Source organism: Bradyrhizobium sp. KZN70725, assembly GCF_055264925.1.
Genome location: NZ_JBUYWT010000095.1, coordinates 1 through 16257, shown reverse-complemented (window position 1 = coordinate 16257; position 16257 = coordinate 1). Strand labels below are relative to the sequence as shown.

At 60.4% G+C, this 16257-nt stretch carries 13 protein-coding genes and 2 pseudogenes; 4 read left to right on the top strand and 11 right to left on the bottom strand.

What is annotated here, in order from left to right; translation table 11 throughout:
- Positions 1-510: 510 nt before the first annotated feature.
- Positions 511-1245 (bottom strand): metallophosphoesterase family protein, encoded by a 735-nt coding sequence (locus tag ACZBJS_RS40080; protein WP_316399511.1) that lies wholly within the window; start codon positions 1243-1245, stop codon positions 511-513.
- Positions 1226-2029 carry a nucleotidyltransferase family protein gene (locus tag ACZBJS_RS40075; protein WP_463440128.1) on the bottom strand — a complete coding sequence of 268 codons (804 nt, stop codon included), beginning with the start codon at positions 2027-2029 and terminating at the stop codon, positions 1226-1228. Before ACZBJS_RS40075 ends, ACZBJS_RS40080 begins: the two co-directional genes overlap by 20 nt.
- A 339-nt stretch (positions 2030-2368) precedes the next feature.
- Here ACZBJS_RS40075 and ACZBJS_RS40070 point away from each other — a divergent pair, with 339 nt between their 5' ends.
- The 3 genes from ACZBJS_RS40070 to ACZBJS_RS40060 all read left to right on the top strand — a co-directional run bounded on the left by ACZBJS_RS40070 (position 2369) and on the right by ACZBJS_RS40060 (position 3865).
- Positions 2369-2566: a hypothetical protein gene (locus tag ACZBJS_RS40070; RefSeq protein WP_316399492.1), complete on the top strand. Its 198-nt coding sequence runs from the start codon at positions 2369-2371 to the stop codon at positions 2564-2566.
- 54 nt (positions 2567-2620) lie between these two features.
- Entirely contained in the window at positions 2621-2791 is a 171-nt protein-coding gene (locus ACZBJS_RS40065; RefSeq protein WP_316399491.1) for a hypothetical protein, read from the top strand.
- Positions 2792-3670: 879 nt separating this feature from the next.
- Positions 3671-3865 carry a hypothetical protein gene (locus tag ACZBJS_RS40060; RefSeq protein WP_463440127.1) on the top strand — a complete coding sequence of 65 codons (195 nt, stop codon included), beginning with the start codon at positions 3671-3673 and terminating at the stop codon, positions 3863-3865.
- 1055 nt (positions 3866-4920) lie between these two features.
- On the opposite strand, the gene ACZBJS_RS40055 is transcribed toward ACZBJS_RS40060, so the two are convergent.
- Positions 4921-5178 (bottom strand): hypothetical protein, encoded by a 258-nt coding sequence (locus ACZBJS_RS40055; protein WP_463440126.1) that lies wholly within the window; start codon positions 5176-5178, stop codon positions 4921-4923.
- An 879-nt stretch (positions 5179-6057) separates the two neighbouring features.
- Here ACZBJS_RS40055 and ACZBJS_RS40050 point away from each other — a divergent pair.
- Positions 6058-8808: a cation-translocating P-type ATPase gene (locus ACZBJS_RS40050; RefSeq protein WP_316399292.1), complete on the top strand. Its 2751-nt coding sequence runs from the start codon at positions 6058-6060 to the stop codon at positions 8806-8808.
- A gap of 67 nt (positions 8809-8875) precedes the next feature.
- On the opposite strand, the gene ACZBJS_RS40045 is transcribed toward ACZBJS_RS40050, so the two are convergent.
- From ACZBJS_RS40045 to ACZBJS_RS40010, 8 genes and pseudogenes are all read right to left on the bottom strand, one after another.
- Positions 8876-9778 (bottom strand): PPK2 family polyphosphate kinase, encoded by a 903-nt coding sequence (locus ACZBJS_RS40045; protein ID WP_316399291.1) that lies wholly within the window; start codon positions 9776-9778, stop codon positions 8876-8878.
- Positions 9779-10023: 245 nt separating this feature from the next.
- Positions 10024-10316: pseudogene (locus ACZBJS_RS40040) on the bottom strand (IS701 family transposase); the annotation flags it as partial.
- Entirely contained in the window at positions 10268-11056 is a 789-nt protein-coding gene (locus tag ACZBJS_RS40035) for an MFS transporter (RefSeq protein WP_463440129.1), read from the bottom strand. The pseudogene ACZBJS_RS40040 and the gene ACZBJS_RS40035, both read right to left, overlap by 49 nt.
- Before the next feature lie 31 nt (positions 11057-11087).
- Entirely contained in the window at positions 11088-11330 is a 243-nt protein-coding gene (locus tag ACZBJS_RS40030; RefSeq protein ID WP_316399288.1) for a glutaminase, read from the bottom strand.
- A 605-nt stretch (positions 11331-11935) separates the two neighbouring features.
- The gene (locus ACZBJS_RS40025; RefSeq protein ID WP_463440125.1) at positions 11936-12436 is read right to left on the bottom strand and encodes a DUF1269 domain-containing protein; all 501 of its coding nucleotides are present in this window, start codon (positions 12434-12436) and stop codon (positions 11936-11938) included.
- Positions 12437-12943: 507 nt separating this feature from the next.
- Positions 12944-14623 (bottom strand): Na/Pi cotransporter family protein, encoded by a 1680-nt coding sequence (locus ACZBJS_RS40020; protein WP_463440124.1) that lies wholly within the window; start codon positions 14621-14623, stop codon positions 12944-12946.
- Between the two features lie 84 nt (positions 14624-14707).
- Positions 14708-15160: a universal stress protein gene (locus tag ACZBJS_RS40015; RefSeq protein WP_092229199.1), complete on the bottom strand. Its 453-nt coding sequence runs from the start codon at positions 15158-15160 to the stop codon at positions 14708-14710.
- A gap of 695 nt (positions 15161-15855) precedes the next feature.
- Positions 15856-16143, bottom strand: a pseudogene (locus tag ACZBJS_RS40010) (transposase); the annotation flags it as partial.
- Positions 16144-16257 lie beyond the last annotated feature (114 nt).

Here is a 16257-nt window from a genome sequence, read left to right as displayed (position 1 = left end):
TCGCCCGTTCGATTGTCGCCGCCGCGCACGCACCATCTCCGAATCTCGTCGGAGCCAATGAATCATGATCCTCGGTCGGCGGCGACCGCCTTTTTTCAACAGCCTGCTAGGGGCGGTCTATTCTTCGGCGTGGCCCTCTGCGACAGTGCTCCGGCACGAAGTATTGCGATAGGTCCTCGCCCCGGTGGTAGCCCTCGCCTACGACGCACGCAGTCCCGCTAGAAACGTATCAACGGTCATCCCCTGAATTGCGCCCGAGACCCGTCGTTTATCGTAGTCGTATTCAAACTGAAGAACCCAATCCCGTTCACCCGGCAAATTCTTCTTATCGACTCCGATATAGTTCGTTCGCTCGTTCCTGCCATAAGTGCCTTTCTGCCTATCCGTAGCGGCCTCAGGAACCCCTTCGATGTGACCAAAGTAGTCGCCCACTGTCCATGGAATCCGTGCGCCTGAGCTGTGAGCGTACCAATCGAGATACTGGTTTTGCTGCCATCGATCACGGCCCCCTCAGACTTCAATCAAGGCATAGGGTCGACCGGTGGGCTTTTCAATTGATCGGGCCACGTTGTAGACCCGTGCGCCTCCGGGTGTTCGGCCTTCATAGCGCCCCTGATGAGCATGGCCGTGCACCACCGCGCTCACTTTGAATCGATCAATCGTTTCGCCGAGACGTGACGAGCCAAGGAACGGAAGAATCTCCAGTGGCTCGCCTTCGACCGTATCGGGAATCGGCGCATAGTGAAGAACGACGACAGCCTGCTTGCTCGCCACAGCGCGCATCGCATTTTCCAGGCGTGTCGCTTCGTTGACGGCTTCGGCGACCAAGTCCTTGACGACGGCCTCGCCGAACGAAGCAAGCATGCGACGGCCGAAGCCGCCGATGAAGCCCTTCACCCCGACGAAGGCGACGCCGTTGATTTCATACGACTGCCCGTTGAGCAGGTGCATCCCGGCGCCCTTCAAAACGCGCTTTACGTCTTCAGTCTGGCCGGATTCGTAGTCGTGATTTCCGAGCACGCCGACAACGGGAATGGAGCAGGCACGCAAATCCTCTGCCAGAAGTTCCGCTTCGGACGGCTTGCCGAGGTCCGTGAGATCGCCGCAAAGGACAAGCACCTGGGCCTTGGTCGAGACCTCGGCAAAGAGCTCCCGGAAAGACAATGTACGGTCCTCCTTCATGTGGAGATCGCCAATGGCAGCGAAGGTGAACTTGTCAGGTTTTTCAGACATCGCGCTGCTCATTGCCCCCGCCTGCGTCGACAAACCCCCATTCCTCCACGGCCGGCTCATAATCGACCAGCGAAAACAGCCGGCCCCGACATATCTTCACGCGCGGAGGAGGAAGCTCGAGCTGCGTCTTCAGGCGGGCGACCAGTTCGTCCATCAGCCAGCGCGGCACGCAATCGCGCTCACTCGGATAGGCCCAGCGGAAGTTGAGTAGATGTGCCAGAAGCACCTCCCAATGCAACTCCATGTAGGCAAGCAGACGCAGCCAGTCTATCTGATCGTGCTGCTTGAGAATGACATGCGCGATGTCCGCGCCGTCGTAACGGTGCCGCAACTGGACGAAGGCCTTGGACCAGATCAACTCCGTCGGGGCGATGACGCGCGTCGGCGTGCCGAACACTTTGACGCGCGGCGCGGATTCGAACCACTGGTCGTTCACGGGAGCCATGCCATGCCAGAACGCGAAGATCACGTCGAAGAAGTGCTCGTCTTGGAAGACTTTGCCGAGCCAGCGTTCATCCTCGATTGCGACACTGTATCCGAGGTTCTGAAAGTGGTCGAGAATACGGGGATAGTCAGTCGGCTTGCACACGATATCGAGATCTTTGGTCGCGCGCACCACGCCGGTATAGGCGCTCAGCGCATACGTGCCTGCCAACAGAAACGGAAGATCGAGCTTCGCGAGCTCGCGCAAGGCCTGGGCGTAGAACAGCTCAGCGCGGGCCGATGGCGCAGTCGGCTCGGCGGCCGCATCGACCGTCCCTGTTGATCCAGCGGTCGTTCTGATCTCCTTCGCCATGGATAATCAATCGAAGCTCGTCAGCTTCGGCCACTAGGGTGCCTGTTCAACAATTGACCAGACAATGCAAGGTTCCTTTCGCCTATCCGGCGCGCCACCGACTTGAGAAGATCGGCTGCGAAATGCTCCCGAAGGAGCCCGCAAGGTCGGCGTCGACGACTTCCGAGCGACCACGGAACAGCAACGCCTGGCCCAATCTGAACATTAACAGTTCGGCGATAGCCGCGACCATCCGGGTTCCAGAACGTTAGTGCTCATCACCGCACTGTCCTTCCGTCATCGGTGATGAGAACGCCATGGCGCTCCCGCCCTTGCCGGAATCGGAAAAGGAGCGCCGTCATGAAAAGACGTGTTTTCAATCAAACACCGCCACCGAATGAGCACTTGGAAGAACAGGCCACACGTCTGCGTAAGGAAGCTCAGGATGTCCCGCCCGGGGTCGAGCGCAAGAAGCTAATCCGCCAGGCACGTAAGGCCGAAGCTGCTGCTCGCATGCAGGAATGGCTTTCCTCCTCCGGCCTACAGCCACCCAAATAGCGCCATGTCGCAACCCAAGACGGATCTCTCCAGAAGCACCGAGGAGGTAACAACATGAGGCTACACGTCCCCGACGAATTTTCCACCAAGTTGATCGACTGCAGTCCGATCATGGGCAACGCGATGCCACCCAGAGATCCGGAGGAAGAAGAGGACGAGGAGGAAGAAGAGGAAGAGAACCACGCCGATGAACTGCCGGTCGTGCGCGAGCCGGACGAAGAATGAGCGACGGAGCGAGAAAGCTCCGATTGCTCTTGCGAGGAGCAACATTGCCATCCATCTATCGTCAGCCCACGACAGCAGGGCCTCCGCGATATTCCTGGCCGAGATGTTGAGTCTTCCAGCCCCGAGGCACTGAGGACCATTTCAGCTCTGGGGCATCTCCGCCCTCCCCTCCGAATGAGGCAACTGAACGCCAGAGCTTCATGAAGTAGCGGAGACCGTGCTGATGATGGCGGAGCTCGGTGCCATCGCGGTGCGAAGGAAGCGAACGAATTCGCAGCCTATATTGCCCTTAGCTATTGCCCTTAGGGCGCGCGCTGCCGCGATCAAGATCGGCTAGCCGGATCGACCCCGGGTCGACAGTGGGTCGCGTTTTTGTGGCTCAAATGTCGACCCGGCATCGGCACAGAGACACACTGGGGGCTAGCAGGACGGGGGCACGATGCGTGGTCACCATCCAGCGAACGCGATCGTTGAAAATCGTAGTTTGCGTACAAAATCGTGGCCCGCAGTAGCGGGGGAGCGCAGCCGCCTTTCCCTCACCAGCCAAACCTGCGATATCTCATCCAATCGTTTTGAGGCAGTTCACCCGCTCAGCTCTTACACTCTTGGATATCCACGTCAAAGGTGACGAAGTATCGAGCGGAAGCGGCGGAATTCGCAGAAACGCCAAAATCGCGCATCTCCCACGCCCGACGGCCGATTAGCGAATCTTCTCAAGTTGCTGGTGGTGCTCGTTTGCCTGGGTGCCATTGTGCAGCGCCTGCTCGTACTGACTTACTGAACGGCGTGAATATTGCCGTCCAGATGTCCCCGGTTAGCCGACAGGATCGAAAGCCAGCTCTACGCGTTGACTTGTTGAGCCCAAATGGGAGGTCAACGATGATTAGCGACCGAGACCGACGGGCACCGACAGCTGCGGAACGCGATGCCCACAAGGCATTCAGAGCGGTCAAGGCGAAGGAAATTATGACCGACTACGCCAAAGCGCAAAAAGCGTTCCACGATAACCGGGAGCGTCTAAAGGCAGAACGGCTGGCGCGGGAGGCTGAAGCGGCCAACCGCACCAGAGGTTGAGCGTCCATCCGATGACCGCAGAGGACCAAGCTTAGCCTGCAACGATAGCGGCAAGCGCGGTGTCGGCGCCCGGCTGAACGTCCGGAGATCGGTCGGCGGCATGAGATGTCGAGTGCCTCTGCCTCCACTTTGGCGACCCAGAACGAATCACGGCTGCCGGCGCTTGAATCCGTAGCTCTGAACTGAGGAGGCGGAGAATGTTCCTGTTGGGACTTGGTGCGCTGCTCGTTCTCGGTGGAGTATTGTACATGGCGCGCGCCGCTATTTGGCGCGGATCACTTAGTCGACCGGCCGGTGACACTCTCGAGCCGTCACATCGCGGCTTAGGATTCTTAGGGGTCGAAGCGAACTGGCCGGGCATGCTCCTGATGGCAATCGGCGCAGTTTTGCTATTGGCGGGGGCCAGCTTCTGGTAGGCACCTCCGACATGCAGCGCCCCCATCTAGCGGAGGAGCTTGGCGGGTCCGCCTGCTCCCCGGGCTTTCAACCGGGCCGGTAAAGCTCGGTGGGGACAAGGGGAAATCTGCACCCCCTTTCATCGCTGGATTCCGGTCATAAGAGGCCATTCGGGTGCCCTAATTCGTCAGCTCGATTGTCCTAACTAAAAGCTCATGTCGGGCGAGCCAATGGCGTACGGCACCATGGCATCGATGCTTCACCCGCAACGACTGCCCCAAAGCCACCGTCCAATTCGCTGTCACGCCCCCGTCCGAGCGAGCAGCGGAACGCCGCCAGTACGTCCCGAAACGCCGCAACAGACCAGCGAGAAGAAAAACTGCAGCCAGAGCGGATTGGACAGCTTCCTGCGGTCAATCACTCCAAAATCGCGCTGCGCTACATAAGCTCCATGAAAAACGCCCCCGACACCGGCGGCGCGCCGGAGGTCGCCATTCTAACTCCCGACCGGGTTGGGGACGTAAGAGCCGGGAGCTAGGTAGACTATCTCCGACAAAGCCACTCGCTCCTTCACCCTTCGGTGGACACCGGGCTCATAGGGATTAGTCCCAAGCGCGGCGATCACTCTTCGTTACGACACGGCGTGCTTTTCTGCGGTGTCATTCGAGCGGTAGAATAAGCGACTGCAACGACTTATTGACCTGCCCGCAACCTGTTCGTCCCTTGAGAGGCAGAATCGGAGTTGAGCTGGCCATGGCCACCGCGGTCGTCGATCGGTTCGTGAATTGGGCCAGATTGGCGTCCGATGACCACTCCACATAACCAACGACCGCAAAGGCAAGCGCTGTTACGATAAGAATGCCGACCACCGAAGCGGTGGCTGTTCCCGACCAGCTTTCGCTATTGAATAATGGCATCGCGATTCTCCGACACCGAGGTTTGCTCGTCGTTAGATCGACTCGCGATTTTCAAATGTGAATGGCCTCACGGCATCTGTGCGGGCCGCTTGCCTGGCCTGTAGCAGCCAGTGCCGGAATCGAATCACGGCCGATTCGTTACGTCAATGGATATCCGGTTTTCACCCACGGCCAGGCCGTGTACCCATAAACCCGGCGGCGTGATGCGACTAAAGCAATGTCTGCTTTGCCCCAATAGCGACCGACTTCGTGCGGCAGCGCAATATGTCGCGATGGGGCCCAAAAGCGGAAATCCGACTGATGGTAAAGCGAGTAAGGATCATCTTCGTCCCAAACGGCAGATGGCCAGCACAAACTGCATAGGACAGCATCTTTGTCCAATCGCACCGGGCCAGAGGTGGAGAGCCAGCGAGTGACTGGAGCGCCAAGCGCGCTTTTTTCAATTGCTGGCCGTCGGAGCAATCTCGATTTAGAGTCGTGGCGTCCCGCTGCTACCTGGAGGCGAGCATGAAGATCCGGACTGTCTGCGGCGCTTTGATCGTTGGCGGATTGGTTACGGCTGTCGCCGCAATCCCGTCACTGGCCCAGTCAAGCGGCCAGGGCACGCCCACGCCAAAGCAATCCGTCACACCTGCAACCGGGAGCGCGACACCTAACAGAAATACAAACCCGACGAAGCATCGCCACTGGCGTCATCGCGGCGGTCGTCATCCGCACTATGGCAGCCGTCCTGTTCGCACTTAGGGCGAGCTTCGATATCGGGTGTTTGCCGTCCCGCGCGTTGATCGATCGATGAGCGATACCGACGTCTTGCGCACAGCCCCCTCGAGGCCATTGCGCCCGCTAAGGCGACCACCTCTTCATCGGGCGAGCATGAGCATGAGCACAACAGCGAATGCGAACACGGCCAATGAGCTGCGGCCTTGGCACGCGACACCTCAACACGAGGTCATTAGGCGGCTGGCTACCAGTGGCGAAAACGGGCTTGACCCGGCTGAGGCAGCGGCCCGACTTCGAAAATACGGGCCGAACCGTTTGCCGGAAGGCAGAAAACGGGGCCCATTTGCCAGGCTTCTCGCGCAGTTCAACAACATCCTGGTCTATGTGCTGCTCGCCGCAGGATTCACCAAGCTGATGCTGAACCTATGGGTCGACGCGGCAATCATATTTGGCGTCGTCGTTCTCAACGCGCTCCTCGGGTTCATTCAGGAGGGTAAGGCCGAGAAGGCACTGGATTCCATCCGCAACATGCTGTCCGCCGAAGCGCGGACGGTACGCGGTGGAGAGACCCGCATGATTCCCGCGGAGCAGGTCGTTCCGGGGGACGTCGTGCTCCTGGAGTCAGGCGACAAGATTCCAGCGGATCTACGCCTTTTCGAGACGAAGAACTTGCGGACCGAAGAGGCGGCCCTCACTGGCGAATCGGTGCCGGCGGAAAAGAGCGTCGACGTGGTGTCTGCGAACGCGACAGTCGGGGATCGCGAATGCATGGCATTTTCCGGCACCATGGTCGTATCCGGTCGCGCGGCCGGATTGGTCGTCGCGACCGGCAGTGAGACGGAACTTGGTCGTATCAACCAGTTGCTTGCCGATGTCAGCCCTCTAGAGACTCCGCTGCTGCGCCAAATCAAAAAATTCGGCTACGCCATCACCATGGCGATCGGGGTGATCAGCGTCCTGATCTTCGCCTACGGCAAGTGGGTGAAGGGTATCGACTTTGTGGAGCTGTTCCAGGCGGTCGTCGGCATCGCCGTATCGCTCATCCCGGAAGGACTGCCTGCACTCATCACGATCACCCTGGCCATCGGCGTCCAGCGCATGGCCCAGCGCAATGCCATTATCCGCCGGTTACCCGCAGTCGAGACACTCGGCTCGGTGTCGCGGATTTGCTCGGACAAGACGGGTACGCTGACGCTCATGGAGATGATGGTGGTTTCCGCCGTCACAGCTAATTCCGCGTATCAAGTCACGGGCGATGGCTATTCTCCGGAGGGGGAAATCAGAAAGGACGGACAGCCCGCGGGCAAGGACGCCGTGCTTGCGCTGATGGGCCGGGTCTCCGTGCTTTGCAACGATGCGGAATTGTTCAAGGAGGAAAGCACCTGGAAGGTGGAGGGCGATCCGACTGAAGGCGCGCTCTATCCATTCGCGGCCAAGCTCGGTCTGGATCGGCAGACGGAGCAGGCTGCATCTCCGCGCATCGACGTCATTCCGTTCGAATCCGAACACAAGTTCATGGCGACGCTCCAAAGAACCGCGGGCGGAGAGCAAGTCCTGCTCGTCAAAGGCGCCCCCGAAGTGATCATCGAGCACTGTGATCGCCAGCAGACAGGCGACGGCCAGTCGAGCCCGCTTGACCGCGAGCACTTCCTCACACAATCGGACAGGCTTGCGGCCCAAGGCGAACGTGTGCTGGCACTCGCCTGGCTGCAGAATCCGAATCTGAAGGCTGGTGCTCTCACTGCGACCGACCTGCCAAGGACGCTGGTCTTGCTCGGCCTGATCGGCCTGCTGGACCCGCCGCGAAAAGAGGCAATCGAAGCCGTCAAGGAGTGCCACGGTGGCGGCATCCGGGTCACCATGATCACCGGTGACCACAAGATCACCGCCGCCGCCATCGCCAAGATGCTTGGGCTCGGCGACGGAAGGACCGCGATCACGGGCGCCGAAATCGAGGACATGGACACCGCGACGTTGCAGGAATGCGTCCGCGCCGTTGACGTCTTCGCGCGCGCCAGCCCCGAACACAAGCTACGCTTGGTGAAAGCGATCCAGGCCAACGGTCAAATTGTGGCGATGACAGGCGATGGTGTGAACGACGCTCCCTCTCTCAAGAAGGCCGACATCGGGGTTGCGATGGGTATCAAAGGCACCGAGGTCACGAAGGAGGCCGCCGAAATGATCCTGGCCGACGACAATTTCGCCTCGATCTCGGCGGCGGTGAAGGAGGGGCGCACTGTCTACAACAACATCGAGAAGGCCATGCTATTCCTGCTGCCCACCAACGTCGCGCAGGCGCTGGTCATTGCGGCGGCAATCTTGGTCGGGTTCACGATGCCGATCACGGCCCCACAGGTACTCTGGGTCAATATGGTAACTTCGGTCGCGCTTGGCCTGGTCATCTCCTTCGAGCCGCACGAGATCGATGTGATGCAGCGGTCCCCGCGGGCAGTTGATCGCCCGATCGTGACCGGCTTCGGGATTTGGCGGATCATCTTTGTCGGCTCGGCGCTGCTTGCCTACACCTTGCTCGCGTTCTTCTGGATGAAGGCGCAAGGCGCATCGGAAGGGCTTGCCCGAACGGTGGCCGTCAATGCCATCACAATCGGCCAAGTGTTCTATTTGCTGAATAGCCGCTACCTGCTCGATTCGTCGCTCTCCTTGAAGGCGCATATGGGCAACACGTATTTGCCGCTCGGCATCATTGCCGTCGTGATCCTGCAACTGATTTTCACCTACGCACCACCGGTCCAGGCAATGTTTGGCAACGAAGCCATCCCGCTTTGGGTGTGGCCCTGGCTTCTTTCGGGCGGGATTCTGCTCTTCCTTGTCGTGGAGGCGGAGAAGCTTGTCATTCGCTCGTCGGGCATTCTGCGGAAAGCTGTTGTCGCCGCGGAAGCCGGCGCGTGAACCTCTCTCTTTCGCACGATTGCGCGCGTGGTTCGATCTCTTGCCGAGCTACGTTCGAGATTGGAAACTAGGCTTCCCGCGCAAGCTGCGCACGAGCCGCCGCCAGCTCCTTCTTCTGCTCCGGGCTCACCTTGGGATATGCAAGGTCGAGCTTCTCGACAGCCTCCACGATCGCCGCGGCGACGACAAGACGGGTGAACCACTTGTTGTCGGCCGGCACCACGTACCACGGCGCCTGCTCCGATGCAGTGGCCGCGATCGCCGCCTCGAACGCGCTCATATAGTCGCGCCAGAACTTGCGCTCGTGCACGTCCGATGGAGAGAACTTCCAATTCTTCTCTGGATTTTCGAGGCGCTTCATGAAGCGCTTTTTCTGCTCTTCGCGCGACACATGCAGGAAGAACTTGAGGATGATTATGCCCTGCCGGGTAAGGTAATCCTCGAAGTGTGCAATGTCCGCGAGCCGCTCGTCCCAGATCCGCGTGCCCATGAACGACGGCGGCAGCCTCTGCCGCTTCAAGATTTCCTCGTGAACGCGCACAACGAGGACCTCCTCGTAGTAGGAACGATTGAAGATTCCGATTCGACCACGCTCCGGCAGCCGCGTGACGTAGCGCCACATGAAGTCATGTGCGAGATCCTCCCGTGAGGGCTGCTTGAACGAAAAGACCTGGCAGCCCTGCGGATTCACCCCCGACATGACGTGCTTGATCGTGCCGTCTTTGCCAGCCGCATCCATGGCCTGGAACAAGAGGAGCAACGACCAACGGTCCTGGGCATAGAGCATGTCCTGTTCTTCTGCGAGCCACCGAGTGCCGCGTTGAAGAAGGTCGGCAGCCTCGTCCTTTTCCATGTTCAGACCGCGCGTGTCGCCGGGGTCGAAGTCCTTCAGCTGAAAGCCCTTGCCGCTGGAAATGCGGAACGGGTGGATATACTTCTGGATCTGGTCGAGAATCTCTTTTCTCGGCATGAAGTGTCCTCCCTTCTTAAGACAGAGATTGGGACGGAGACATTCTCGCGAGACAGAGACAATCTCGCGCTGTCTGTTCAATGGCCCCGCCTCGGTGGGCCGTGCCCTATCCTATCATGCCGACCGGGCTCCGTGTGCCGCGGCCTGATCGCCGCGCGGCCGCAGTGCAGCGTGTGGAGCCCGGCTTCGCAATGCTCGCGATTAGTTAGCACTACTTTGGCAGATTGTGTTTTCGCCGCTGTTTTTCACGGATTTGCTTTCGGCAATATGGGCACTGCTGAGACGGCGGCCGAAGGATGAGATCGACGATGGCGTGACGTACGGCTGGCATGGTTGGCTGAGGCGGAGGCCCGTTGATTCTTTTTTTCCGCCCCGCGTATGCGAGGCGACGATGTTGCAGGAAGGCGTAGGCAATCATTGTCATCAAGGCGTGGCGATGAAGACCTTGCCATGATCGCCCTTCGAAGTGATCAAGTCCAAGTTCCTCCTTCAACTGCTGATGCGCCTGCTCACAAATCCACCGTGCAATTCGCCCGGCCGATAGTCGGGCAGACGTCCGGCCGGAATGATCGAGAGCAGCGCCAGACCGGCCAGGATCAAAAGACCGATCTTCAAAGCGCGCTGTCGAGATTCCGTGTTGATCCGCACGGCTTCGGCGACCTGCCCCGGCGTTGCTGTGGTGCCGGACAATACGGCCTGCAGCCGATCATTGCTGACGAAGTTTATGCTATCGAGATCGACCTGCGCTCGGGCGTCAGCTTCGGGCTCGCCGCGATGCTGCCGAGCGCAATCGCGCTCAGGAGGCCAACCAGCAATGCGCCGGCTGTGGCCGTTCCGACGGCGGAAGCGAGATTTTGTGTGGTGCCGCGCAGCGGTCCGACGTCGCTCGCGGGTGACCAGCGAACCCTGCCCGATACCGAAAATGATCAGGCCGAGCAGCACCGGCCACTCGTTCCAGTTATTGCGGACGACGAAGGCCAGCCACACCAGCGCAATGGCGCAGAGCGTGAAGCCGTAGCGGCCGATCTGGCGCGGCGTCAGACGGCCGTAAAGCCGCACGATCAGCATCGCGGCGAAGAAGACCGTGAGGTTGAACGGCATCATCGCGATCGCGGTCGCAATCGCCGTGCGGCCCTGCACGATCTGGATGTACAGCGGGACTGTGAAATTGAGGGAGGCCTCGAGCGCGACGACGGCGAACATCGCATATACCGCGGCGCGTTCCTGGACCGACTCGAGGACCTCAAGAGAAAGCAGCGGGGTCTTTTGACCTCGCACACCAGCGCGAAGACGAACGGCTTGGACACGCTCATTCGTAGTCGGTATCTCCGGCGGCGTAGATTTGCCCGCTGGTAGCAGCAATGCACACGCCGAACAGGTCGCTCGGCGCTCGCTCGAGCGCCGGGTAGACCTTGGAGTTCTCGCCGTCATTGTTCGATCGAAAGCGGGCGTGCCCTTCGCGCACGAGGTCCTGCACCGTCTCGGCTTCAGGCAGATGCCCGGTCGATATGTAAGGCCAGTGCGCGTGCTTAGGCGGCGAGAGCGTCTCCATCACGTCAGATCCTGTCAGGCAATGGCCGGGCTCCCGGCCGACCCGGCACCCTGTCGGGAAGCGGTCGTGGACGCTGGATTCCCGGCCGGCCCGGCTTCGGCGGACGAGCCACCGGGCGGCCTGGGTGCCGCCATCCATGCCAGCCGGCAGGACCACCCCAGCCCTGGCCGCGCCGCCAGTCAAAGCCACACCGATACCAGCCCGCGCCGCGCCACCCGCGGGTGTACCAACAGTAGCGGTGGCCTCTCCAGCGGAATTGGACAGTCTCAGCAAGCCCAAGCTCATCGGCGGCCTCATGCAGGCCGAGCGGTCCTCCGATAATTGCGGCATGCGAGCGACTGCCCGTCGTTGTCACCACCGCCAACGCAGCCGCGAGAGCGAGCATCCAAAAAATCGATTTCCGCATGATTTCCACCTTGGTTCTTGACCGCCCAGGAAGAGAACTCGCCAAACGGAGCTCGGCCAACCCTTTCGCACGCGAAACTGCGCAACCATCTTTACCGCTCGCGCGCTGACCCGGCGTCCCGGAGAAATGTCGAGCGACTGCTGCGACGGCGAAGACTGCCGCGGCGTTGAGCTCCAACCCTAGGCTTTGCCTCACACGCCTAGGCAGCCTTGGCCTGAGTAGCCACGGCAAGGGTGTCGCGCAGATGTTGTTCTTTCTTTTCGTCGAGAGAGGTTTTCAGGACGGTCCCTCCCGCATCCTTGATTTCGTTGAGGACCTTGTCTGCAGTCATGCTCTTGATCAGCAGGAACAGAACGGCATCTCCCGATTTCACCTTCGAGCTGAGGTCCTTCATGAACTGATCGTTAATACCGAAATCGGTCAGCGCGCCGCCCAGTGCGCCGGCGCCGGCACCAAGCGCCACGCCAATGAGGGGATTAAGGAACACGATTCCGAACAGCAGTCCCCAGAAGCTTCCTCCTGCGGCACCCGCCATGGTGGTGTTCACGAGTTGATTGAGTTTGACCGTTTCGCCGGTCTTGACCGCGATCACGGCATCTTGGATCGCGATCAGATACTCTTTCTGGAGCTCGAGGATTTTCTGCCGAACTTCTTCTGCTTTGGCTTCGGATGGATACACAATCGCGACTAGATCCGACATGGAGCTCTCCCGCAACGATGTGATGTCCCGCCCCTTCACGCACTCTGATGTGAGCCCAAAATCTAACACAGAACTGATAAATCCGGCGCCGCCTCAAACGCCGACCGCCCATTCACAATTAAGAGATGTGACCCTCTCACCGCAGTTTGAGTAAGCCCAACTGTCATATGCGGGGATGGAGCTGGTGCGAGCGTCCAGATGCGCGAATTTGCGCGAAAAACGCAGCCCCGCGTGCAGTAACATGCGACCCGGGTCTAGCCTCGGGGCGCAAGCATGATAGTTTAGTGCTGCAGAGCGGGAGATTTATCATGGCCGCGTACACTGCTGACAGCTCGACGCTACTACTGAAGAAGTTCGGGGGATTGGTCCTGATCGTTCGGCGTCCTCGGTATCGCGATCGGGTTCGAGTCCGGTTCAAACGGATGTCTTGTCGCCGGAATTATCGCGCTTGCCCTTGGCATGGGTCTCCTTCTGCTGAAGATCATCCGACGTAACGCCACGTAGCCTCTAGCCGCGACCGACAAGATGGGCTGCAGAGCGCCAAGCGTGATGCGAGAGCGCTTCGATGTTTCGGACCGCTTCGACGCGAGTGAGCGCCGCGTCGGCGGTGAGTGTTGCATTGGCGACTGCCCCGACAGTCGAACTGCGGTGAGTGCGCAACACGCCCCGAAGTTGTGTCGTACAATGCTCCAACTCGGCCAGGGCCTGGTCAGTCGAGGTCACGCGCCGACCGACGTCGGCGCGGAGTTCGGCTTCGATGACTTGCGGCGAGTCAGTGGTGCGGGGCAAGCCCGCCACCTCCTGCGCAATCGTGGCGGCGCTTCGCATCGCTTCCATGCACAGCTCCGCAGCGCGGATTTCCTCCGGTCCGCCATTCTTCGAATTGGCGTGAATTCCTGCCTTCGCGATTTCCGTCAGTCGAGACGTGTGGTCGAGTGCGTGCAATGTGCTCGTGCGCCGCCGTTGCTCGTCGCCAGTCTCAGATGGTCCCCTGACGTCGGATAAAAATGTTCGCGCCTGACGCAGGGCATCGGCCGCGTCTTGTACCGATGCCGCCTCCCCAAGACGTATTGGCTCAGCGCGGCCGGCCAATGCCGCCTCGATCGAACCACATAGCTTTGCGAGCACACGCGCGATCGTTCGACGCACCGCTTCCACCGCGACGACAGGTGTAGCCAGGGCCGAGGTATCGAGGCATCGCGTGAGCGGCGAGCCACGCTCCGGCAAAATGCGCTCGACTAGTCGCGTGAACCAGTCGACCAGAGGCAATAGGACCGCGACCCCGACGACGTTGTACGCGGTGTGATACCCAGCCAGCAGTGTGACGCCGTCGATACTGTTTGAGCTACGCACGAGCAGAGGGATGACGACGGGAAAGAACATCAGCGCGATGATGGCGGCGACAAGCTTGAAAAGGACATAGGCGATGGCGAGCCGCTTGGCGGTGGTACTCGCACCAATCGCCGCCAATGCGGAACTCGTCGCCGTCCCGATATTTTGGCCGATGATCAGCGCACAGCCCTGGTCCAACCCGATCGCACCGGCGTAGTAGGCGGATAACGTAACCGCGACCGCTGCGGTTGACGACTGCATCAGCGCGGTCATCACCAGCCCGGCCCCCACCAACGCCAGCACGCCCAGCAGGCCCGACCACCACTGGGCTTCGGGACCAGCAAGCACTGCAGGCAAGTCCGCCGGATGCAATCGTTCGGCTAGTCCGCCCATGCCTTGCTGCAGGGTGGTCAGCCCGAAAAGCACAAGCCCAAATCCTGCAACCGCGGCGCCGACCCCAGATATTCGTCCGCGCGTCAAAAGCTTGGTCAACGCACCAACGAAGATCATCGGCAGCGCGGCTGACGTGAGCGAGACACGCACGCCCACCAGCGCAACCAGCCAGCCCGTCGCGGTCGTGCCGACATTCGCGCCGAAGACGAGTCCCAACCCTTGCTGGAACGTCAACAAACCTGCGCTCACAAGTCCGATCGTCGTCATGGTTGTTGCACTAGAGGACTGCACCAGGAGCGTCACGATCGCGCCCCAGAAGGAGCCGAGCAGCGGAGTCGCTGCCGCCTTGGCGAGCACAGTGCGGAGGGCGGAGCCGGCCAGCAACTTCAAGCCGTCCGTCATCACGGTCATACCAAGCAGGAAGAGCCCCACGCCGCCGAGGGCCGAGATTGCGATAGACATGCGGGTCCCTGAGTGGATGACGATCAGGCCAGCTCGCGCGCTTTAACAAAGCTGTAGAGAGAAGACGGCCGAGCACTCCATTCGCTAGTGCACAACCAACACGGGCACGCTTCCGTCGACCAGGACCTCCGACGTTTGACTCCCCAACAACAGTTTTCTGAAGCCGCGACGCCCATGAGAGGACATGACGATCAGGTCGCAACCTCTGGACTTTGCTGTGTCGACAATCGCGGTGGCGGGGTGTGCATTAGGAACATGCAAGAGCTCGGCAGACATCCCGACCTTCGCGGCGATGGCCCGCGCTTCATCGAGGATTTTGGCCGCTCGTTCTTTTTTTGCCGCGTCAAAGCGATCAAATTCTTCCTGCGAGGGAAACCATCCCCCGGCGTGTCCGCTTCCATAGTCGACCGGCAGCGATTCCGTCACGGTGATGATTGTCACTTTGGCATTCAACGCCTTCGCCAGGGCGACGCCTTCCTTAATGCCTTTTCTCGCGACATCCGATCCATCCGTGCTCAAGAGAATGTTGGCATACATTCGCAAGCTCCCTTGATCGTCGAGCGTTTTATTTAGCTGATGATCTTCCAATATCGTTCGATCGTCGCGGTCCGTCTATGGCCTGCTGCATAGGACAGCATCCATGTCCCATAGGGGCTGTGCGGAGAGCCCACCGGGTACTGGGTTGCCACTTACCGATAAGCAGGTGTTCAGCCTACCGAACTCACTAATCTCGTCCTGGTGATTGACGCGACAAGAACCAAGCTGATCGCGCAGCGTTTATGCCGCACAACTCAAACTGGAGGTGGTCATGGTCAAGAAGCCGTTATTCGCTCTCGCTGTTGCAGCCGTGCTTGCCTTGGCTCCTACTGGGGTGTCCGCCCAACGTGGCTTTCACGGTGGATGGCACGGCGGCGGTTGGCATGGCGGCGGTTGGCGCGGGGGTGGCTGGGGTGCACCAGCGGTAGGAATAGGTATCGGCCTCGGGCTCGCCAGCGCGGCCGCATGGGGTCCTGGCTGGGGGTGGGGAGGACCTGGCTGGGGGCCCGGCTGGGGAGCGCCCGGTTGGAGTTACGCGGCGTATGGTGGTTGCACGCGATGGCGTCGGGTTTGGACCGGTTGGGGTTGGCGGCTCACGCCAGTGAACGTATGTTGGTGAGCCGCGTGACGGATGGACACGGCGGCTTGGCGATGTCGACGAGGGTCTCCGTGAGCCCATCCTGACGATCTTTGACGGCGAGCAGTTCGCGCGCGCGTTCGATGTTGCCGGCACAGGCGCCGCGCGCCAGCAGGCCGTAATGGCGGATGCGGTGGAAGCCCTTTGGCAGCACGTGGATGAGGAAGCGGCGGATGAACTCGTCTGTGGCGAGCGTCAAGCGTTTTTGACGGTCGCGGCCGTCGAGACGATAGTCTTTCCACCTGAAGGTGACACGGTGCTGGTCGAAGGCGATCAGGCGGCTATTGGCGATGGCGACGCGGTGTGTATAGCGCGAGAGATATGCCAGCACCGCCTCAGAGCCTGACTAAAAAATGGGTGAGTGATCTCAGTGGGGTGTGATTCCATCGGATTTGCAAAGATTCGAGGGAGAGCACGATGCCCTGGACCAAGATCACTCGGGAGCAATATCGGCGGGACG